18 protein-coding genes are annotated in these 21,239 nt (G+C 32.3%); 9 read left to right on the forward strand and 9 right to left on the reverse strand.

All coding sequences use genetic code 11. The features are described 5' to 3' along the window. Positions 1-69: 69 nt before the first annotated feature. From MXE27_RS02960 to truA, 5 genes are all read right to left on the reverse strand, one after another. Positions 70-1,146 carry an ATP-grasp domain-containing protein gene (locus tag MXE27_RS02960; protein WP_248610913.1) on the reverse strand — a complete coding sequence of 359 codons (1,077 nt, stop codon included), beginning with the start codon at positions 1,144-1,146 and terminating at the stop codon, positions 70-72. Then, on the reverse strand, positions 1,143-2,444 hold the full coding sequence (locus MXE27_RS02965) for a nucleotide sugar dehydrogenase (protein ID WP_248610914.1): 1,302 nt from the start codon (positions 2,442-2,444) through the stop codon (positions 1,143-1,145). The genes MXE27_RS02960 and MXE27_RS02965 overlap by 4 nt, the downstream gene beginning before the upstream one ends. A gap of 222 nt (positions 2,445-2,666) precedes the next feature. Next, positions 2,667-3,974, reverse strand: coding sequence for a non-hydrolyzing UDP-N-acetylglucosamine 2-epimerase (gene wecB, locus MXE27_RS02970; protein WP_248610915.1), 1,308 nt, complete (start codon positions 3,972-3,974; stop codon positions 2,667-2,669). A gap of 47 nt (positions 3,975-4,021) precedes the next feature. After that, a complete protein-coding gene (locus MXE27_RS02975) occupies positions 4,022-5,413 on the reverse strand; it encodes a DUF460 domain-containing protein (protein ID WP_248610916.1) in 1,392 nt (463 codons plus the stop codon). A gap of 290 nt (positions 5,414-5,703) precedes the next feature. Further along, positions 5,704-6,528, reverse strand: a complete 825-nt coding sequence (gene truA, locus MXE27_RS02980; protein ID WP_248610917.1) for a tRNA pseudouridine(38-40) synthase TruA — start codon at positions 6,526-6,528, stop codon at positions 5,704-5,706. 308 nt (positions 6,529-6,836) lie between these two features. Here truA and MXE27_RS02985 point away from each other — a divergent pair, with 308 nt between their 5' ends. The 3 genes from MXE27_RS02985 (at position 6,837) to MXE27_RS02995 (ending at position 9,356) form a co-directional block, all read left to right on the forward strand. Continuing rightward, positions 6,837-7,763, forward strand: coding sequence for a DMT family transporter (locus MXE27_RS02985; protein ID WP_248610918.1), 927 nt, complete (start codon positions 6,837-6,839; stop codon positions 7,761-7,763). Between the two features lie 313 nt (positions 7,764-8,076). Beyond that, entirely contained in the window at positions 8,077-8,817 is a 741-nt protein-coding gene (gene hisA / locus MXE27_RS02990) for a 1-(5-phosphoribosyl)-5-[(5-phosphoribosylamino)methylideneamino]imidazole-4-carboxamide isomerase (RefSeq protein ID WP_248610919.1), read from the forward strand. A gap of 83 nt (positions 8,818-8,900) precedes the next feature. Then, positions 8,901-9,356, forward strand: a complete 456-nt coding sequence (locus MXE27_RS02995; RefSeq protein ID WP_248610920.1) for an FAD synthase family protein — start codon at positions 8,901-8,903, stop codon at positions 9,354-9,356. Positions 9,357-9,461: 105 nt separating this feature from the next. Here the strand turns inward: MXE27_RS02995 and MXE27_RS03000 are convergent, their stop codons facing one another. Further along, positions 9,462-10,379, reverse strand: a complete 918-nt coding sequence (locus MXE27_RS03000) for a transglutaminase-like domain-containing protein (protein WP_248610921.1) — start codon at positions 10,377-10,379, stop codon at positions 9,462-9,464. A gap of 723 nt (positions 10,380-11,102) precedes the next feature. Here MXE27_RS03000 and argC point away from each other — a divergent pair. From argC to MXE27_RS03030, 6 genes are all read left to right on the forward strand, one after another. After that, positions 11,103-12,113, forward strand: a complete 1,011-nt coding sequence (gene argC, locus MXE27_RS03005; protein WP_248610922.1) for an N-acetyl-gamma-glutamyl-phosphate reductase — start codon at positions 11,103-11,105, stop codon at positions 12,111-12,113. A gap of 298 nt (positions 12,114-12,411) precedes the next feature. Beyond that, positions 12,412-12,906 carry a flavodoxin family protein gene (locus tag MXE27_RS03010; protein ID WP_248610923.1) on the forward strand — a complete coding sequence of 165 codons (495 nt, stop codon included), beginning with the start codon at positions 12,412-12,414 and terminating at the stop codon, positions 12,904-12,906. A gap of 218 nt (positions 12,907-13,124) precedes the next feature. Beyond that, on the forward strand, positions 13,125-13,961 hold the full coding sequence (locus MXE27_RS03015; protein ID WP_248610924.1) for a protein translocase subunit SecF: 837 nt from the start codon (positions 13,125-13,127) through the stop codon (positions 13,959-13,961). After that, entirely contained in the window at positions 13,958-15,175 is a 1,218-nt protein-coding gene (locus tag MXE27_RS03020) for a preprotein translocase subunit SecD (RefSeq protein ID WP_248610925.1), read from the forward strand. The genes MXE27_RS03015 and MXE27_RS03020 overlap by 4 nt, the downstream gene beginning before the upstream one ends. A 257-nt stretch (positions 15,176-15,432) precedes the next feature. Continuing rightward, positions 15,433-15,897, forward strand: coding sequence for an aspartate carbamoyltransferase regulatory subunit (gene pyrI, locus MXE27_RS03025; protein ID WP_248610926.1), 465 nt, complete (start codon positions 15,433-15,435; stop codon positions 15,895-15,897). After that, positions 15,881-17,641 carry a cell wall-binding repeat-containing protein gene (locus MXE27_RS03030; protein ID WP_248610927.1) on the forward strand — a complete coding sequence of 587 codons (1,761 nt, stop codon included), beginning with the start codon at positions 15,881-15,883 and terminating at the stop codon, positions 17,639-17,641. The genes pyrI and MXE27_RS03030 overlap by 17 nt, the downstream gene beginning before the upstream one ends. Before the next feature lie 93 nt (positions 17,642-17,734). Here the strand turns inward: MXE27_RS03030 and MXE27_RS03035 are convergent, their stop codons facing one another. From MXE27_RS03035 to MXE27_RS03045, 3 genes are all read right to left on the reverse strand, one after another. Further along, positions 17,735-18,934, reverse strand: coding sequence for a GMC family oxidoreductase N-terminal domain-containing protein (locus tag MXE27_RS03035; protein ID WP_248610928.1), 1,200 nt, complete (start codon positions 18,932-18,934; stop codon positions 17,735-17,737). Positions 18,935-19,051: 117 nt separating this feature from the next. Continuing rightward, the gene (locus MXE27_RS03040; RefSeq protein WP_248610929.1) at positions 19,052-19,438 is read right to left on the reverse strand and encodes a 4Fe-4S dicluster domain-containing protein; all 387 of its coding nucleotides are present in this window, start codon (positions 19,436-19,438) and stop codon (positions 19,052-19,054) included. Further along, positions 19,435-20,991, reverse strand: a complete 1,557-nt coding sequence (locus MXE27_RS03045; RefSeq protein WP_248610930.1) for a homocysteine biosynthesis protein — start codon at positions 20,989-20,991, stop codon at positions 19,435-19,437. Before MXE27_RS03045 ends, MXE27_RS03040 begins: the two co-directional genes overlap by 4 nt. Positions 20,992-21,239: the final 248 nt, after the last annotated feature.

Below are 21,239 nucleotides of genomic sequence, written 5' to 3' on the forward strand. Positions count from 1 at the left end.
TGTTAAATTTTATTTATTTTATAAATATTTGTCAAGTTCCGAAATAGGATAACATTATTAAAGAATATTTTAAACGTCAATTATTTTTAAACAACTATTTCCTTTTTTAAACTTCATATGCCCATTGAGTTTGATTTTATCCGGCAAATATCCCTCAGATGCATTAAATATCAATTGACCTAAATTAGAGTAGATTAATTTTCGCAGGGCCACGTAAGGAGTAGTGAGACGAGAATTTATTTCAACAACATAAATTTGGTCTGAAATAATTAAATCAACCCCAACATAACCTTTGAGGCCTTCGATTGACTCTACAACTTTTTTAGCAACATCCATGGCTTTTTGAGATAAAGGATGATTCCATGGTACTTCACCACCCATATATTCCAAGCCGTCTTCTTTAAATTCTATTTTTTGTCGATTTAAACTTAATGGATAAGCAGATTTGCCATTGGCAAGCAAACTAACACTGCAAGATTCCCCTTCGATGAAATTTTGAAGTAATAAATAAGGCAGTGATGTTTTAATGCCTTGAACAACTTTTATTATATCATCCCAAGATTCAACAACCTTAATACCTTGACAAGCAACCCCATCTGCAGGTTTTATTATCATTTTATTTTTTAATGATTTAGATTCTGAATTTGAATTAAAATCTTCTAATAAAAACTTATAATAGTCCGGAATTGTTTCAGATTGAATATCTTTTAAAAAAAGTTTATGAGTATCAATAACCGGAACCTTCCCCTGTAATGCTTCGAATGTTTTTAATTTATCAGAGCATTTTAAAACAGCGCTTGCATTGGAACCTATAATTTTTACTCCTTTTTCTTCTATCTGGCGACTAAACTCATATAATTCCATATTTTCTTCGGCAGCAACAAAAATGCAAGCATCAAAATTAGAAATATTCTCATCAATCCACTTTTTCAGATCCTGAGATAAAATTAAAGGAGTTGATTTGTCCCAGCGATTCGCATAATAAAGTTTCTGAAATTTATCTGCTATTAAATAATAGATTTTAGAATGTATTTCCAAAGATACAAAATCGTCCATTATTCCTTCAAGCATTGCACGACCTTCTAAAAGAAAATCCGGATCTTCTAAGCCTACTGCAGTTGCATACTCAAAAACCAATATATTCAAGACCTTCCAACTCCCTTAAAGATAACTCCTTTTGATCTAAAAGGTTCGGGATCTAAAACAGGGCGATTACATATAAAAACCGATTTTTTAATCATTTCGGGAGTTATTTGAAGGTATTCCTTATGATCCGTCATTAAAACAACACAATCACAATCTAATGCCTTCTCAAGAGTAACTTCTTGGGCCCCCATATGGCGAATAATTTCTCCATTAACATAAGGATCGTGTGCAAAAACATGAGCTCCTTTATTTAATAAAGTATTGATTAAGGGTTTTGCAGGTGTTTCCCTTGTATCAGCCACATTACCCTTATATGCCACTCCCAAAATACTTACTTTAGAATTTTTTATAGGTTTACCCACCTGTTTAAGTGAGTCTTCAATCAACTGAAGCACATAATAAGGCATCTGTTCATTGATATTCCGGGCAGTTTTAATTAATTTAGCATCTTTACCTTTCTTTTCTGCCATTTCAACAATAAAATAAGGATCTATAGAAAGACAATGCCCTCCTACACCAGGTCCTGGTGTGTGAATATTAACCCGAGGATGGAAATTTGCAGCATCAATAGCATCAATAGCATCAATGTCTAGAGATTCACATACTATGGCCAGTTCATTTGCTAAAGCAATATTAGTATCCCGATATGTATTTTCCATTAATTTAACCATTTCTGCAGTGATTAGATTTTTTACAGTTATTACTTTACCCGTAGTTATTTTTTCATAAAGAAACACAGCTTTTTCCGCACTTTCAGAATCTATAGCCCCAATCACCCTTGCATTATGGGTCATTTCAAATAAGGTATTATTAGGAAGTGCTCTTTCCGGAGTATATGCCAGACCAAAATCTTTAGAGGCTTTAAGTCCATTTTTTTCCAAAATAGGAATAACCACATTTTCACAAGTTCCCGGTGGAATTGTACTTTCAATAATCACCAAATCTCCTTTTTTAAGAAATTCAACAATACTCTGACAGGCCGAAATTACTGCAGAAAGATCGGACAAATTATTTTCATCAGCAGGAGTTGGTACCACAACAATCATTACATTTGAAGAATTTAATGCTTCAACTCCCTTATTAGTAGCCTTTAAATAACCTTTTTTTACTACTTCATGTACCAACTCATCCAGGCCAGGTTCTATAATTGGAGAATATCCAGAATTAACTGTATCTACAATTTTTTGATTAATATCAACCCCAATTACTTCGAAGCCTTTACTAGCAAATAAAGAAGCAGTAGGTAAACCAATATGGCCCAATCCATACAAAGCTATTTTATAATATTTATCAGTCATTTTATCGCCTTGTGTCACATATAACGCTTCAATTTATTAAATAATCATTATACTTTGAATAAATATTCTTAGAAATATTAAACAATAATAAGATTCACTTTTAATCAATAACTTATATTATAAAATGAGTTTATTATTAATGAATTTATATTTTAACTATTAATTAAAATTTATCCGTATTAACTCAATCTTATTCTATATAATTAATTAAAAAATATTATTTTAGGTTAATTTATCAAATAATACAAACTTGCCATTTAATTCTAAATTTTGATGAGGAAATTCAGCCCTTCCTTCTGAATAGACAACACGCACTAAGGCATTATTTATTTCTTCAAATTTAGAAACAGTTATTTCATCTTCCAAAAATGCCATCTCTCTGGTGAAACTGCGCATAACATCTTCTGGAGGTTTTATCTGGAGTTTATCTTCATCATGATTCTTTTGAATAGAGTCCAATATCCTTTCTGAAGATTTACCATCACCATAAGGATTAATGGCTTTTTTCATCATTTCACGGGTTGAATTATCGTCCAGTATTAATCTAACCGTTTCCAATATTTTTTCCTTATCCGAACCGACTAAAATATTTCCACCCGCAGTCACAGTTTCAGGGCGTTCAGTATTAAATCTTAAGGTAATACATGGAACATTGAGTGTTATGGCCTCTTCTTGAAGTCCTCCCGAATCAGTCATAATCAGAAAAGATTTAGATAATAAAAGAAGAAAATCAAGATATCCCACAGGCTTAATTATATTAATATGTTCCTTTTCAACAAGTTTTGCATATAATCCAAACCTTTCCAGATTTTTTAGAGTTCTCGGGTGTACCGGGAAAACAATATTAAATTCATCAAGCTCAATTAATGATTCTACAATATTAGTTAGTCTTTCCTCATTATCCACATTTTCAGCGCGGTGCATGGTTAATGTTAAAATTTTTTCATTCACATCGAATTTAGAGAGAATATCAGATGTTTTATCAGCAATTTTTAAATTTCTCAAACATGCATCCACCACAGTATTTCCAGTTATTATTATGTTTTTAGGATTAACCCCTTCAACAACTAAATTTACTGCGGATTCTTCTGTTGGAACAAAGAATAACTTGGAGCAAACATCAGCCACCATCCTATTTATCTCCTCGGGCATGGTCTTATCAAAAGAACGAAGCCCTGCTTCAACGTGTCCAACAGGTATATGTAATTTTGAGGCTACTAAAGCTCCTGCAAGTACTGCATTAGTATCTCCTTGAACAAGCACAATATCAATATTATTTTCTAATAAAACTTTTTCAATTCCCATCATCATATCTGCAGTCATTTCTGCATGGGAAGCTGACCCCACACCAATATTATAATGTGGTTTGGGAAGTTCTAAATCTAAAAAGAATTGATCAGACATTTCGTGATCATAATGCTGACCAGTATGTATCAAAATAAAATCAATGCTTCTTTTTTGAATTTCATCAATTACTGGGGCCATTTTAATAATTTCAGGGCGAGTACCAATTACAATAGCTATTTTCATAATTATCAACTAGTAAATTTTATAAAAATTGTAAGCATTTAATAGAATTATTCATCTCTAGTTTCTCTTTTTCTTTGAGCTTTATATTCTTCTATAACATTCAATAATTTCTGCTTTTCTTCTTTTTTCCTTTGGTCATTAATATTATTTTTCCATTTATCTATTTGATTATTCAAAGTCTTTGACTTTACTATTGCAAATTTATCCACTTTCTTTAAGTGCATCTCATCTGCAGATAATACTGGAATATTGTTATTTTCTAATACTTCACTGGCTTGATGAGACATGGGATCGTTAATTAAAACTGCTTTAACCTTCATTTTAACTATCAAAAGCGCAGTTTGAGAACCTCCCCCTCTCGAACTGGCTAGTAAAATTACATCGCCTTTTTTTATTTTCCAATATTCACAAGCCCTGTTTATGCCCTCTCGGGTAAATGATTTAACTATTTTTACAGGCAGGAATTGATCAGACAGTTCCATGTTTCTAATTTTACCCATAGACTGTAAATTCTCTTCAAGTTGTTTTGTACGTCTTTTTTCATGATTATACTTGGCTTTTAAAGAATTGATAGTTTTTATTTTGGATAAAATTTCTTTATTATGTAATACCCCATCAGAGTATTCTTTCTCCAGTTTACTTATCTTATTTTTGAGTTTAATATTTTCAAGTTTCTGTTTTCGAATTTTTGTTTTTAATATTTTATTTTTATCTTTAACACTTTTTATAATGGCTCTTTGAGTTTTTAAGTGTTTATCTTGAGATTTTAAACGTCTTTTGAGTTTTAATATAGACTCATCTTGAAGAAAAGGTGTTTTATATTCTTTAGAAATATTTAATTCTAAGATATCTTCTCGGGGTTTCTCTTTTGGAACAATAGATTCAGAAATATTATTAGTAACAAAAGCATCTAAAAATAGATTAATGGCCTTGGTAATAGGGGTTCCTTTAATCACGAGATTTTTAATTTCATCTTTTTGATTATTATTAAGCTTTTTTTCATCTGCACGCTTTTCTATTTGTTTGAATTTTTTTTCGTAGTGTTTATAAGTTTTAATAGCTGCGGCTAAGGCATCCCGCTGGTGAGCATTCTCTGGAGATATATTAAATTTTCGCTCATTGATAAATTCGTAGACTAACTCATTTTTTGATTCCACAGTTAAAACTTTGGGAGGGGAATAAATTTTTGAATTAAGTGTTGAAGCTAATTTTTTAACCATTTTTGGATGGGGATAAACATCTGTTGCTACCAAAGTTACTCTACCATGGTTAATAATTTCATTAATAATTTTTGATCTTTGCACTTCTTTAAAACTATTTAAATATAAAATATTACCATTAAGATCAAGTATAGCGACTGCAGAAGTCAACCCGGGATCAAACCCAACTATCAGCCAGGAATTATGATTTGAAGAGTTTTTCTCCACCTTGCTATCCATTACATTAGAATTAGTATTGTTTGAAAAAGAATATTGACCTTTAGAATTAGTTTTACACTTATTTAATTTGCTTTTTGAGTCATCTGAATTTTTTTCAGTCTTTGAATTCTCGTAAAGCAGATAATACCTCCAAAGAAATTGATCAATTGAATTTAATCAGTTTTAGGGGAGATGAGTTCATACTCCAACAATATTATGAAGCCTCAACATCTGTTGATAACTATGGCCTATCAATGATTTATTTTTTTTCTAAAAATAATAGATAGTTATTAAAAATATTTTGTAGAGAATTAGTCATTTCGGTGACTACAAAACTCATTAATCCCATCAATCATGGTTTTTTCCACCAAAACTTTTGTTCGATGTTTTATTAACTCTGTTTTTAATGTTGATTTAAATCTAGAACAAGCATATGAATCATATTCAAAATTAAGGTTTTTATATCCCACATCCATAAGAATTAAACATTCTGGAGGCATTGGTTTGATAGGCATGAAGTTATTCGGGTTTAAATAATCAATTACTACTGAAGAATCTTTTTGATTATTTCCAACATCGTATAATACCCTAACCATCTTACGTACCATATTCCACAAGAAGCTTTCACCCTTAACATCTACACAAATCAGAGGCCCATTTTTTACAACAGACACCTCATCTACTGTTCGAATTGGATTTCTTTCACTTCTTTTTGAAAAATTAGAAAAATCATGGGCACCTTTAAAATAGTCCCCGGCCTCACTCATTTTATTTATATCTAATTCATTACAATCCATAATAATATAACGGTAATGTCTTGTATTAGCATATCGTGGTCTGAAACCATAGTGAACAGGCGTTTTTGCTAAAATCTGGACATCTGACGGGAGTGCATCATTTATTTGATTAATTATTACTTCATTTTCACTCATGAATGTTACTACATTTCCTAATGCATGGACGCCCCTATCCGTTCTTCCAGATATTGCAAAATATGCCTTTTTTAAATCATCAATTAATCTCATTTCTTTTAAAGTGCGAATCAATTCACCTTCAACTGTTCTAACATCAAGCTGTCTTTGAAACCCGTGAAAATTTGTTCCAATATAAGCAATTTTAAGTGCCACTTTTTTCATATGAATCTATCCATTATATCTATTTCAATTAATAATCGATTATGAAAATATAATGTGCATTTAGGGGTTAAACCCAATGTAATCCTTTTTTAATATGTGATTTTAATATGTTGATGATTATCATCTAAATTTAATATCCTCAAGCATTTCTGGTAAAGTAAATCTATAATTAATAAATATAAATAATGTGGACTTACCATTCATATTAATATGGAATAAAATATCAGGATTATGATCCCGGATAATTCAAAAAAAATTAATCAATTATGTAAGATATATGTTGGAATTTTTATAGGGAATGATCTAATATGAATCGTTTTTGGGGATATCTGAGTATTATAATGGCCACACTATTTTTTGGTATTTCCGCAACTTTCAATAAAATAATGCTTCAAGAAATGCATCCACTACCTATAGCTGCCTTAACTTACACCTTAGCCGGTGTTTTCTTGTTTTCAATAAGGCAATCTCCTATAAAGGAAAGAATACTGGATATTTTAAACAAAAAAAATAAATCAGAAAATTTTATTTCAAAGAGAGACTATGGGATATTGATTATAACTGCAATTTCCAGTTCAGTTATAGCGCCATTATTATATCTTAATGGGTTGAGTCAAACTACAGCAGTTAATGGGTCGCTTTTATTAAATTTAGAAATTTTATTTATTATTATTTTGAGTTTAATCCTTTTTGATGAAACTTTTAAAAAAAAAGATGTGATAGGAATAATATTTTTAGTTATAGGTGCCGTTTTTCTTGCTACTAAAGGTGAAGTTGACGATTTGATAAACAGCCAAACTTTCACAGGAAGCTTACTTATTATTGGAGCAGCAGTATTTTGGAGCATTGATATAGTTTTAAGTAAATTTCTGAGTAACAAAAGAGACTTGATATGGATTTCTGGTCTTAAAAGCTCAATTGGTGGAATATCATTATTATTCATTACGGGATTTTTTATGGGTTTGAGCCTATCTTTATCTTTAGAAATATTGCCCTTTTTGCTTTTTGTTTCAATATTTAGTGTAGGGAGTGCTTTTATTCTGGTTTATTTTGCCATTAGAGAAATAGGCGCAACTAGAGTTGGTTCAATTTTTCCATTATCTTCCCTTTTTGGCGCATTTTTTGCATTTATAATATTAAATGAGCCATTTGGAATATTAGAGATAATATTGGGATTATTAATGGTTGGGGGGGTGTTTATTTTATATTGGGATCCTGAAAAAACTAAAAAATAGAATTTAAAAAACTGAAATTGATCAGATGATTAACACCGGATTAACATTAAACTAATTAACAAAATTCTAAGCAATGAACTCCAGTTATTTCATGTTCAGGACAACTTGATATAAACTAACCCTACCTCATTATCAATAGGACTATCCATACTTACCTTTTTTTTATTATTAGTTTAATTAGTTAAAGCCATTAATAATTATTTTAAAGTTTGAATTTTGATTAATAATAGTAAAAGATTCACTGACATATAACACATAACATATTAATTGAAAGCTAATGATACTATAAAAAGCATGACTAAAAGGTGATATAATGTCCTTTCATCCTAACAAAATGTTAATAATACCTGCAGTAGATATTAAAAACGGAAAATGTGTTCAATTAGTACAGGGAAAGCCCGGAACAGAGCAAGTGATCATTGAAAATCCAGTTAAAGTTGCAAAAAATTGGGAAGATCAAGGGGCAGAAAATATACATGTGATTGACCTTGATGGGGCATTCGGTGAAAGGAATAACTTGCCACTGGTTAAAAATATTGTTGAAGATGCAGATGTGCCTATTCAGATGGGCGGAGGAATTAGAAGTAAAGAATATGCTCAGGAATTATTGAATATTGGGGTTGAAAGGATAATTTTAGGAACTTTAGCAATTGAAAACCCAGAAATAGTTGAAGAATTATCAGAAGAATATGATTCCAGCAGAATCATGGTTTCATTAGATAGCAAAGATTCTAAAGTTGTAATTAAAGGATGGACCGAAAAAACATCAAACACTGCACCAGAATTGGGGCAAATACTGCAAAAAAAAGGAGCTGGAGGAATACTTTTTACTAATGTTGATGTAGAAGGTTTATTAAAAGGTTTTAATTTAGAACCAGTTTTAGAATTAGTTGATGCTGTTAAAATACCCGTTGTTTATTCAGGAGGGATTACCTCTATTGATGACATCAAAGAACTAAGAAAAACCGGAGTTAAAGGATTGGTTATTGGTTCTGCTTTATACAAAGGAAAAATAGATTTTAACCAATCACTGAAATTCCAAAGACTAGACTAAATTAAAATATTATCAGGGCAAATATTCCGATTTCAATAAAAAGCATAGAAAACTCTATAGCAACATAATTAACAGGTGAAACAATGAAAATAGTGATGGCCACAGGTACATTTGATTTAATACACCCCGGACATGGTTTATACCTCCAAGAAGCAAAAAAGTTAGGTGGGAAAAATGCAAAACTAGTGGTGGTTCTTGCTCGAGATTCTACTGTACGATCTAGAAAAAGGATACCTGTCATTAGTGAAGATCAACGCAAAGAAGTAGTTGAAATGTTAAAACCAGTCAACGAGGCATATTTAGGTAGTGAAACCGATATGTTTGCCATAGTGAAACAAATAAAACCAGATATAATTGCTATTGGTCCTGATCAAAAATTTGATCTTGATGATTTGAAAAAAGAACTTGAAAAACGAGATATTAAATCAGAAGTGATCAGAGTTCCCCAATATAAAAAATCTCCACTTGACAGCAGTTGTAAAATTATTAAAAAGATTAAAAATACTAAATTTAGTGATAAATGCTTTAAAGATTGTTGAACAAATAATCCCCACACAAACAACTTTAAATTGTAAAAATAAATTATCTAACAATCATCAATTTAACTAAATTTAAAAGCAATATCCTTAAATAAAAAAAATGGATTAAAAGGGTAATTCTATGTAATGGCCTTTAATTTTTACTGTTTCTTTGTTCCAGTTTTTAATAGTGCCTAAAGTATTCTTATAACTGGTAGCATCAGCATCGTACCATTTTCCATTAATAAATAATTGAGCCCAAACATGCCCATAGGTATTACCACTGCTAAAAACACATTTACCATGAACATATCTCGCAGGAATTTTGGCTGCTCGGGCTAATGCTATAACTAAATGACTATGATCACAGCAATTAGCTGATTTAGTAGATAACGTTTTTACAGCGCCCTTTTTTGTATTGTAGTAAAATGAATACTTTAAATTATTTCTTACCCATTTGAATATTTTATCCGCTTTTTCATAACTTCCACTAGTATTATTGGTTAAGTTTTTAGATAACTCCTGAATTGAATCATCATGTATTTCGCAATTATCCGTGGACTTTAAGTATTCAGACGTATGGAAATATCCAACTTTAGCAACTTTCTTATATTTAATCTTTTTAACCCATTTATAAGATTTTTTATACTCATTGACGTATTTATATTTATAAACATACCTGTATTTGTATTTACCATGATAACTACTGTAATACCATTGTTTCATCGGAGTTTTAATTGTTTTAGTAACCTTTTTCCAGTAAGTAACTCTTACTTTAACTTTTTTATAAGGTACTTTAACATAATATGTGTATCTCTGAATATCCAGACTTGAATTATTTGTTGTGGCTGATTTTGTGGAAACTGTTTTAGTTGTTAAGTTCTTTTGAGTTACAGAAGATAAATTATTAGATAGCTGGTCATTATTTGAATCTACAGCATTAACTTCATCGATAGGCAACACCAATGCCACAGAAAATAGCAAAAGTATCGCAATTAAAGATCCTCCCTTAATTCTACCGCCTCCATGCCCAAAATATACCATATCATTAATAAGTATAAGATTATTGATTAAAAATCAAATAATCCATTAAATGAATAGCTATGGTTTCTTAGACATTAAAATATTCAAATTTGCATAATATATAAATTTTTTGATTTAAAACTGGGAAAAAGGAACATCTAAATCTAGTTTTCTCATTTAAGGCACATTTTAAAGGAATTGTATAATCATTGTATCATTATACCTAAATAATTCTGTTTTTTTATACTTGCTGGACTTTGAATAATCATTTAATAGAAAAAAACCAATTATGACTGTTTTTTAAACAATTTGGCATATTAGAAAGAATAAATCTATGATTAAAAAATTTAAAACTTGAAATATATGAATATGATCATTTTAAAAAAAAATTAAACACTGCAAAATGAAATATTAACTAAAAAAAGTCGAATCTGGAAAAATTTAGAAAAATTGACTTTATTTCTTAAAATTCTAAAAAACAATAACATGAAATATATGGGGGTTATTCCACTGCAGCCTATGGCTAATTTTGAATAGAATTAATATTAACCGGATCTATATTCTCTAAAAAATATTTTCAATATCTAAAATATCTTAAAAATACATTTATATCAACCCTCCTTAATTTGAAAATTCAGTGCCCATATGAATAGAAAACATTTAATTAGTCTATAAAAATAAATTAACCCAGTGAAAATAATTTAAATAAATATAATCAAATAAATCATAGCATACGGTGAAAAAATGATAAAAGTAGGTATAATTGGTGCAAGTGGTTACACTGGAGGAGAATTGCTGCGATTTTTATATAATCATCCGCAGGTTGAAGTAGTAGCTGCTACATCACGCCAATATAATGAAATGCCAATTTACAAAGTACATCCGCATATCAGGGATTGTGATTTAAGTTTTCAGGACACTGCCCCATCAGACATTGATGCAGATCTGGTCTTTACAGCGACCCCTCACGGGGCTTCTATGAAAATAGTTCCAGATATTCTTGAAAGAGGGATTAAAGTAATAGACTTAAGTGGGGACTATCGTTTTGATAATATAGCTACTTACGAAAAATGGTATGGCCTCACTCATGACAATCCTTTAGATGCAGTTTATGGGCTTCCAGAAATATATAGGGATGAAATAAAAAAAGCTTCATTTGTAGCTAATCCCGGATGTTTCCCTACAGGAGCAATATTAGCTTGTATGCCAATTGCTAGTGAAAAATTAACGGACGCATTTATTATTGACTCTAAAACAGGAGTTAGTGGTGCGGGTATAAAACCCACCACTGCCACACATTTTCCTAACTGTAGCGATAACATAGTTCCATATAATGTAACCACCCACCGTCACATGCCAGAAATAGAACAAGAAATTAACAAATTCTCATCTGCAAAAGTTTGTTTCACTCCCCATTTAGTGCCGGTGATAAGGGGAATTTTAACAACAGTTCATGTATTTTTAAAGGAAGATTTAACTTCAGAATCCTTAGAAAAAATTTACAATAAATTTTACCATGGCGAACCATTTGTAAAAGTTCTTGATGACGGAGAAATTCCCCGTTTAAGTGCGGTTAGAGGTTCTAATTATGCCCATGTAGGTTGTTTCCAAGTGGATCATAATGGTAGAGTCGTGATTGTTTCAGCCATTGATAACCTAGTAAAGGGGGCTTCTGGTCAAGCCATTCACAACATGAATCTAATGTTTGGTTTTAATGAAAAAGAATCTTTAGATGTGTATGGAATACACCCCTAATTCCATATATGACATCTAGGATGAAAAGATGCATTTAAAAAATTAAAGTAAATATGCTGAATTGTCTTAGTAATTTTCTTTAAATTTTTCAATTTTTTTATTTTTCAAAAATAATCTTTTTTATCTCAAAAAGCTTATAATAAAAAAAAGCATATCTATAAGAATAATTGAAGAAAATTTTTAGGCAGAGAGCATATGATACCATTAATTGAATTAATTACAAACCCCACTAAAATTTTTTAAATTAATTAGTTATTTTGAATGCACTATACCTAAACAATCAAAATAAGGTGTTTAAATGAAAACCATTGTTTTGTATTATTCCCGAAGTAGAAAAACAGCTACTGTTGCAGAAACTATAGCGAATGAATTATCAACAGATATTCAAGAAATAAAAGATGTTAGAGAACGTTCAGGATTTTTAAATTATGTTAATGCTTCAGTTGATGCCTTGAGAGAAAGTAAAACCAAAATAAATCCTGAAAAACTAGATCTCAACGATTACGGTCTGGTTTATATAGGAACGCCTACATGGGCTGGAAAACCTGCCCCTGCCATTATTACAATGATTGATCAGTGCGATTTTAAAGGAAAAGATGTGATATTATTTGCAACTATGGGTAACCAGGGCGGTAAGGGAGCTATAAAAAGAATGAAAGAAAAAGTTGAAGCTAGGGGAGCTAGAACAGTTAACTCATTTGTTCTAAAAACCAACAACCAGGAACTTATAGAAATAAAATCAAATACACTTAAAAAAATCGAAGAACACGACCTGAAGATTTATGGTATATGAAAATACATTCATTTCATTGTTAATAAATAGTATTTTATTTGTACTATATATTAACTAATATAGATTAAATGAGTTAAAGTTACTAAATTCATATCTAAAATAAAAAAAGGAAGATAAAACATTAAAATTAGGTCTTAATAATACTTATTTCATCCATATTAAGTCCTGTGCAATAAAATAGTAATAAAATTGCATGAAACTTCGAAATCGGTGATTCAATGCTAGAAAAATTTTTAGAATCATATAAACCATTAATTGCCATTCCCGTCGCAATTACCATAATTTCAGTGCTTTTATTAGCATTTAATGGTTTAGATGAAGGTGTAGACCTTAAAGGTGGGTCTTTAGCCGTTGTAAACTTAGAAAAACAAATTTCTCAAAGTGATTTAGATTTAATGCTCCAAAATGGACTTAACACAACCGATATCACTACACTATCAATAAATAACCAACAAGCCACCGTTGAAATTGGTACGGATGCAGATGTGGTTAAAGTATCAGAAGTATTAGAGGGGACTGGAACTATAATCAGTTACCAATCCGTAGGGCCTGTTTTGAGTAAACAATCACTGGATCAGGTGTATTGGGCAATTGGATTTGCATTTTTATTCATGTCCATATCAGTATTTATTATATTCAGAACCCCTGTGCCATCCATGGCAGTTATTTTTGCTGCAGCCGCAGACATATTGATTGCATTAGGTGGAATGTCACTTTTCAAAATTCCATTATCTCTGGCATCAGTAGGAGCCATATTAATGCTAATTGGGTACAGTGTAGATACAGATATATTGCTAACTACCCGATTATTGAAAAGAAAAGAAGGTACAATAACAGATAGAGCTTTAGATGCTATGAAAACTGGTATAACTATGTCTGCAGGAGCTATTGCAGCTATGGTTTCATTGTATTTAGTTACTGTGTTTTTGATACCTCAAGCCGTTACTTTGAGTCAAATTGCAGCTGTTCTTATAATCGGTCTTATGGCAGATATTATCGCAACATGGCTTATGAACCTTGGAATTCTCAGATGGTACCTGGAGGTTAAATCATGAGGAAAAAAGGATTTTCAGAATTTATCAGAGACCGCCGCGTAATATTACTCATCGTGCTCCTTATTGGAAGTGTGGTTGCTATTTCTACACTTGGGATCCAACAAGGTCTTGATCTAAAAGGAGGTTCTCTAATCCAGATTCAACTGGAAAAACCCGTTGATTCTGATACCATGAATACGGTTACCAGCGTTCTAGATAAGCGTTTGAACATATTAGGAGTTAAAGATGTTAAAGTAAGAGCCAGCGGAACGCAAAATGTTATAGTTGAAATTGCAGGTGTTCAACCAGACGAAGTAGCAAAAATTGTGGGAAGTCCGGGGAAATTCGAAGCCAAAATAGACAATAAGACTGTGTTTACTGGTGCAGACATTGTCAGTGTGCAGCCAGCAGTTATAACAGACACCCAATGGGAAGTACCCTTTAAATTATCTGCAGATGCTGCTAAAAATTTTGCCGAAGCTGCAAAAGGTAGAGCAGGCACTCCAGTTGAAATGTATCTAGACGATCAGATGATAACCAACCCGGAAATATCAGCAGAAGTAGCCAATGGTGTTCCAACTACTGAAGTCCGAATAACCGGAGGAAATGCAACTAAAGAAGACGCTACAACTGAGGCCAAATCAATTGAGACCCTTATGAAATCAGGTGCTCTTCCAGTGAAGGTTAGAATTGTAGGAGTTAGCAGTGTTTCACCAGATTTAGGTAAAGAATTTGGTCAGGGAGCTTTAATAGCAGGTTTATTAGCGATTCTTTCTGTATCAGCCCTAATAATAATCAGATACAAATCACCGATCCTGGTTATTCCGATTATTTTCACCACACTAGCAGAATTAGTATTGGTGTTAGGATCTGCGGCAGTTATACACTGGAATATTGATTTAGCAGCCATAGCTGGAATAATCGCCGCTATTGGTACTGGTGTAGATGATCAGATTATTATCACTGATGAAGTATTAAAAGGGAAAAATGTTAAGGAGAGAAGAACAAGGAGAACTAGAACAAAAATCAAAGGTGCATTCTTCATTATATTTGCATCCGCAGGTACCTTAATTGCAGCAATGCTGCCATTAGCATATGTTGGTTTTTCCAGAGGAGCTACAGGAATAGGTATGTTATCTGGTTTTGCATTTACCACCATATTAGGTGTGATTATTGGAATATTTATAACCAGACCAGTTTATGCTAAGTTTATAGAAGATTTTGTGGGAGATTAAATAAAAAGAAGAATTCATTCTTCTTTATATATTTTTTTTAAATTTTTTTGGAATATTTTGATAAAAAATCCTGTTTTTAATTAAATGGTTAACCCATCAATTATTTAAACATCCATTAATACTAATTTTATAAAGTAAAAACTCATATAACTTATAAAACAAAATTCATATATCTAAAAGGGCATATACCTACGCATAAAATGATATTTCACTTATTTCAGTTATATACTAATCTAGAGAATTTGAGGGTTATTTAGATGAAAAAACCGAAAGAACTGAAGGTAAAACCTATAAAAAATGGTACTGTAATTGACCATATTACAGCCAACAACTCATTAAATGTTCTTAGAATATTAGGACTACCTAATAAAAAGAGTAAAGTGACTATTGCCATGAATGTGCAATCTCCTCACATGGGCCATAAAGACATAGTCAAAATTGAAAATAGAGAATTAGCGTCCAATGAAGTGGATCAAATCGCTCTTATTGCTCCCAAAGCAACTATAAATATAATAAGAGAATATGAAATAGTTGATAAAGGTAAAGTTCATCTTTTAAATGAAATTAAAGATCTTTTAGATTGTACTAATCCTAATTGCATCACAAATACTCTAGAACCTGTTCAAAACAGATTTTATGTTATTGAGAAAGAACCTGTTATTTTGAGATGTCATTACTGTGAGAGATTGATGGAGGAAGCAGAAATTGAAAACCAACTTTAACCCCCATAAACAAAAACTAAAAAGATTATATTCAAAAAAAGTATTTATTTTGATCTCTTTATTAATCTGCACATTGGTACTTACATCACCAGTAACAGCCAAAGTATTTGTAACTGATACTTCTCATGGGATAATGACTGCTCCCGCTGCATCTTACACGGGAAATGAATTAATACTAAGCAGTACCACTCCTGAAAAGGCTGTTAAAAACTATCTCAGTGGACAAAGTACCATAGTTGTTGGAAATCTAAATATCGGTGGAACCAAAATCTCCGCTAGAACCTCAACATTAGCCAAATACTGGACAAAAAGCAATGTAGTCATTTTAACTACTGGAAATGATGTTTCAGCCACGTATCTTGCTATAAAATATAAAGCACCCATTCTTATCTCTGGCAAAACAATGCCTGCAGCTACAAAATCAGAAATAATTCGTTTAAAACCCAAGACCATAATTATTTGTGCATCTACTTCTTCAATACCTACTTCTTCATTAAAGTACTTTAAAAGTGCTAATAAAGTTCGAAGATGGCATGGTAGTGATCGTGCCACCTTATTGGCTGTTCAAAAATCATGGCCAAGTAAAACAAAAATAACTGCTCCAAAATCTCTTTTACCAGTGGCCATGAATTTATGGAAAACCGCTAATTTTGATATTTCAAGCAGTAGCAAAGTAACTATTAATGGAAGTACCAGTATATGGTCATCCAATACAGCTATAACCAGCATCGCCATGAACAGAAATGCTAAAAAAACTTTACCCACCATATACATTACTTCAGATAAACTGTCAAGTAGTTCTGCGGATAAAGCATTTTTAGCAAAAATAAAAAGTGCAGTATCTGGTTCAGCAAAAGTCGTTATAGATCCAAATTCACCAGCCCCCGGTGAAGCCAGTAGATCTATAAAAAATGCACCATCCGGATCAATTGCAGCATATATTGCCGCAGCATGCCCTGGATTAATGTATGATGTAGTTACTGGTGTAAAAATAGGATACTTGAAAACATCCGCCGCTAAATTAAAAGGAATAGTGTATGTTAACTATGGAAATTTAAATCTGGGAAGTACAAGCTATTTGAATCGCGCATGGGATGATAATTTCTCTAATGTTTACTTTGCCGGACTTTACACACCATCCAAATATTTATCAAATTCAGGGATTAAAGTCATTGAACCTAAAATTGGAACAACTACTGAATCCCAAAGAATAAATAAAATAGCATCTGGTTTGATTTACTACGCTTACACTTCAAATAAAGAACATACCAGTACTACTACTTATTCTAGTATGGTTGCAAAGCATCAAATAGATCCAACTACATTATCCACCAATGCACAGCAGATTTTAAATAATCAAGCCAACAGTATGAATCGAGGAAAATGGCTTTATTTAACTTCCCAGTACATTTCAGGGACACCAATTACTACTACATCCGATAGCATGACCGTGGCAACCTCATCATCCAGTACATATTCTGGAACGCTGACCCGGGCAGAGTATAAGTATGTGGCAAAGAAAGTCCATGAATTCATGAAAACTAATAAAAGGGCCCCTAACTTTGTTGATGTGAATGGAAAAAAATTAAGTATAAATGATTATACTAAATTATTTGCTCAAATAACCTCAAAACATACTGCCAAAAAAAGCATGAATTTCCCAGCTACGGTGACTTTGAATACTTCACTAATTGATCAAGTGATAGAAGCTATGAATCAAATAGGGAATTTAGTAAGCTCTTAAATTAGGGATATTTTGAAAAAGGGATTTAAATCCCTGATTTTTTTTATTTAAATAAATAAATAGATTTATTTTATCAATTTTTTGAATACTATATTAACCACTATATTTTCCAGCTATATGCTTAGCTAATCTCTTAGCAAGAGCCATTATAGTGAGAATAGGTGGTGCGCCAGGAGATATAGGTAAAACACTAGCATCAGCCACGAATAAGTTTTTAATCTCTGTTTCCAAGTTACAATCAACAACACTCCCTATAGCCGCAGTTCCCCCAGGATGTGCACCTCTAGGATGAGTAGAAACAATTGTATCTGCCTTAACTCCAGCTTTAGTTAAAATAGCTCCAGCCACAGCAGCCCCTTCCGCTAAAAAACGAACATCTTGAAGTGTGTCATGTTTTACAACGGTATTCTGATTAACATGTCCAGATAGTTCATCTCCAATTTTCACCATTAATCCCAAAATGTCTTTATCCCTAACACCCCTATCTTCCAGGGCTTGAGAAATGAAGGTAGAAAAATGGGGAGATATTATAAAATTATCCATTGCAATGAGTGCATTCATCTGCACTTCTTCTTTGAAGCCTATATTCTCAAGAACTCCCCCTACGGTAATAAATGTATCCATGAAAAATGTTTCACCTGCATCAATACCTGCCTTTTGAAGAAGGCGGGGTGTTTCAACAGCACCAGGTGATAAAATAACCATATCCGAAAGTATTGGTCCAGCAGATGTTTCAATTCCCTTAATGCAACCATTTTCAATAATTAAACCAGCTACATCAGTTCCAGATATTAATTCAGCTCCTTGTTCTTGAGCTTCAACTATGAAATCCTTAGCACTCCATTTTGCATCATTTGGACAACCAAAAGAGCATTTACCACAAGGTTTGCACTCTTCTGAACGGATAAATTTAGGCATCTTCACTACAGGAAGCCCCAATGATTCAGCCGATTCCATTATCACTTTAGTACCCTCACCAAAGTGTGAATCCGGCATTGGTCCAATAGATAATTCTTTTTCAATTTCCTCGAGTTCCAGGGATATATTTACTCCCATTCCATCTAATTCGCTCTCAAGGACCCTAACTCCATTTCCAGCAGCTACCAAAGTAGATCCACCAACACATGATGTTTTAAGTAAATCCATTCCTTCCTCTGATGGATCATAACATTCAAAAGCTTTTTTAGAATTTATAAAGGGACCTTTCTCAATTATAGTGACAGGAAATCCCGCCATTGCTAATTCTTTTGCAACTGTTGCTCCTCCGGCACCGGATCCTACTACAATAACCATTTAAATACACCATATTGTTTAATTCATGACCGATATAGATTTTTAACTATTGTTAAATTGATGTTTTATAGATAGTGAATTTAGGGAATAAATGAAAAAATTAAAAATGGAAATTAGTTATTCCATTAAAAGTATAGCTCTAGTTGGGCAGGAGTTGATACAAAAACCGCACCCGATACAAGTCTGATTGTCTATTTCAATTGCCCAATCATCCTGAATACATATTGCCTTTACAGGGCAAAGCGAAACACAAGCCCCACAGTCAATGCATTTGTCAGATTCTTTTTTGACAACTTTCATTATAGGTGTGACTTCAATACCCTGCTCTTCCATGTAACTAATACATTCATTTTCCTGAGGGCCGCTAATCTCAACCAGCATTTTACCCCCTCTAGGAGTAATATGGGCTCTTAAAATATTGAAATCAATATCATATAATTTTATAGCATCAGACATTATGGCTTTATTGATAATACTGGGTAAAAATCTTAACCACGCTTTCATATGGCTTCTCCCCCATTTTCGTTATTTAAATTTTCTCCAATTAGTCGAGATATATCTTCCGCAGTGATCATTCCTTTAACCATTTTGTCTTTATCAACAATTGGCAATCCTGAAATATTGTGTTTATCAATTCTTCTAGCAATTATATCCACTGATTCATCTTCCCGGGCAATTACAACTTTACGAGTCATTACTTCTTCCAGTTTAGTTCTGCCTTTAGCAACAGCATCAGCTATATCCCATGAAGTGACAATTCCCTTGAGTTTCCCATTATTATCTACAACAGGAAGATGATTAATATTATTATCAACCAATTTTTTAGCCACATCCTTTATCTTATCCTCAGAATAAGCAATAATAACCGGTTTACTCTCAATATCTTTAACCATTACCGCAGGTTTGCTAATCTCAAGTGGGCTAACTGTAAAGCCCTTGGAAGGAATTTTTCCAACCGGATTAGAGAGTAAAAAGTCTCCTTTTTCTATCCAGTCTTTGAGTTCCTCAGCAACCATCAAAGCCCTTTTATACGAGGAAAGAGGTGATGTAGGTATTTCCATCCCATTAATCTCAATTTTTCCAGTTTTTAACTCTTTATAATTAGTTTCTTTAACTACAGGCCTACTACGCCTTGGAACACCGTAATCAATAATCTTACAAGTTATGTCTTCATCACAGATAGCAGTTCTAGCAGCTATATCTTCATTAAGAATAGGTATAGGTATTCCTGCCCCCACATAAAGAGTTGGTCCGTATTTTGGCATGGTAGCACCCCGAACATACTCAGGATTCATTTTTTTCATATCACCTGTAAGAGTAAGTGTTCCTGAAGCACTGACTGGAACCCCATTGCGGCGCTCTGCATCTGTGGAATGCTGGGTACCTTCACCTACTATGTAACCTTCTGCTCCACATAAAAATATTTTAGTTCCCATTCCGATTGTCTGGAAATAAGGATCATTAATCAAAGGAGAAAGTTCTCCAGCGCTGGAATAAGTTATATTGCCAAAATTAGGCAGTAATGTTCCCATATAAGTATATAATGTTTCTTCAGTAGAATTTGCTGCCACTGCATAGTTTTGATAGCAGTTTCGGGGATTTAACATGGTAGCTTCATTAATTTTATCCAAAGTTATGGATGTTTCTACACGCTTTAATGGATAACAATCAGTCCCATAAGCTTCAGCAATTAATTCGACTTCTTTACCCCGAATTAAATCTTCTATAACGTGAGATCCACCGTAATCTAAACCTATATCGGCATTTTTACTGGGCTGGGTTGCACCAATATATGCATCCACTGCAGCCAGACCAGAATATGCTTCTACCCCGTTTAAATATGTTTTACTCATTTTTATAGGTGGATCTGTATGACCAAAGTTTAAGAAAGCACCAGAGGAACACATAGCACCAAATGTACCGGTAGTTACAACATCAACCTCTTCTGAGGCCTTTTTAATGCCTTCTTCCGTGACTATGCGAGTCATTTCAACTGCAGTGACAACTACAGCTTCCCCGTTTTTAATCTTTTGGTTTATTTCCTCAATTGTTTTCAACTGAACACAACCTGTACTAATAGAATAAAGAATATGATAAAATCAATTAATTTAATCTATTTTTTATCTAAAGGATTTTCTATTTAATTAATAAATAAGATACGATTTGAAATATTGGTACTTACTCATAAATAAAGTTTGCTTAAATATAATTATCCAGTTCTACCATATTAACTTTAATTTGGATGCTCTTTATTTAATATCTAAAGATTAATTTAACGGGTAAATACTAAAATAAAAAATAATTC

Origin of the sequence: Methanobacterium alcaliphilum (genome assembly GCF_023227715.1) — an archaeon.
GTDB lineage: Archaea > Methanobacteriota > Methanobacteria > Methanobacteriales > Methanobacteriaceae > Methanobacterium_E > Methanobacterium_E alcaliphilum.

Bases quoted from the DNA above. Each gene is read 5' to 3' on its own strand.
- MXE27_RS02965 (WP_248610914.1), bottom strand. From the start codon at position 2,444: ATGACTGATAAATATTATAAAATAGCTTTGTATGGATTGGGCCATATT.
- wecB (WP_248610915.1), bottom strand. From the start codon at position 3,974: ATGAAAATAGCTATTGTAATTGGTACTCGCCCTGAAATTATTAAAATG.
- MXE27_RS02975 (WP_248610916.1), bottom strand. From the start codon at position 5,413: ATGGATAGCAAGGTGGAGAAAAACTCTTCAAATCATAATTCCTGGCTG.
- truA (WP_248610917.1), bottom strand. From the start codon at position 6,528: ATGAAAAAAGTGGCACTTAAAATTGCTTATATTGGAACAAATTTTCAC.
- MXE27_RS02985 (WP_248610918.1), top strand. From the start codon at position 6,837: ATGAATCGTTTTTGGGGATATCTGAGTATTATAATGGCCACACTATTT.
- hisA (WP_248610919.1), top strand. From the start codon at position 8,077: ATGTCCTTTCATCCTAACAAAATGTTAATAATACCTGCAGTAGATATT.
- MXE27_RS02995 (WP_248610920.1), top strand. From the start codon at position 8,901: ATGAAAATAGTGATGGCCACAGGTACATTTGATTTAATACACCCCGGA.
- MXE27_RS03000 (WP_248610921.1), bottom strand. From the start codon at position 10,379: ATGGTATATTTTGGGCATGGAGGCGGTAGAATTAAGGGAGGATCTTTA.
- argC (WP_248610922.1), top strand. From the start codon at position 11,103: ATGATAAAAGTAGGTATAATTGGTGCAAGTGGTTACACTGGAGGAGAA.
- MXE27_RS03010 (WP_248610923.1), top strand. From the start codon at position 12,412: ATGAAAACCATTGTTTTGTATTATTCCCGAAGTAGAAAAACAGCTACT.
- MXE27_RS03015 (WP_248610924.1), top strand. From the start codon at position 13,125: ATGCTAGAAAAATTTTTAGAATCATATAAACCATTAATTGCCATTCCC.
- MXE27_RS03020 (WP_248610925.1), top strand. From the start codon at position 13,958: ATGAGGAAAAAAGGATTTTCAGAATTTATCAGAGACCGCCGCGTAATA.
- pyrI (WP_248610926.1), top strand. From the start codon at position 15,433: ATGAAAAAACCGAAAGAACTGAAGGTAAAACCTATAAAAAATGGTACT.
- MXE27_RS03035 (WP_248610928.1), bottom strand. From the start codon at position 18,934: ATGGTTATTGTAGTAGGATCCGGTGCCGGAGGAGCAACAGTTGCAAAA.
- MXE27_RS03040 (WP_248610929.1), bottom strand. From the start codon at position 19,438: ATGAAAGCGTGGTTAAGATTTTTACCCAGTATTATCAATAAAGCCATA.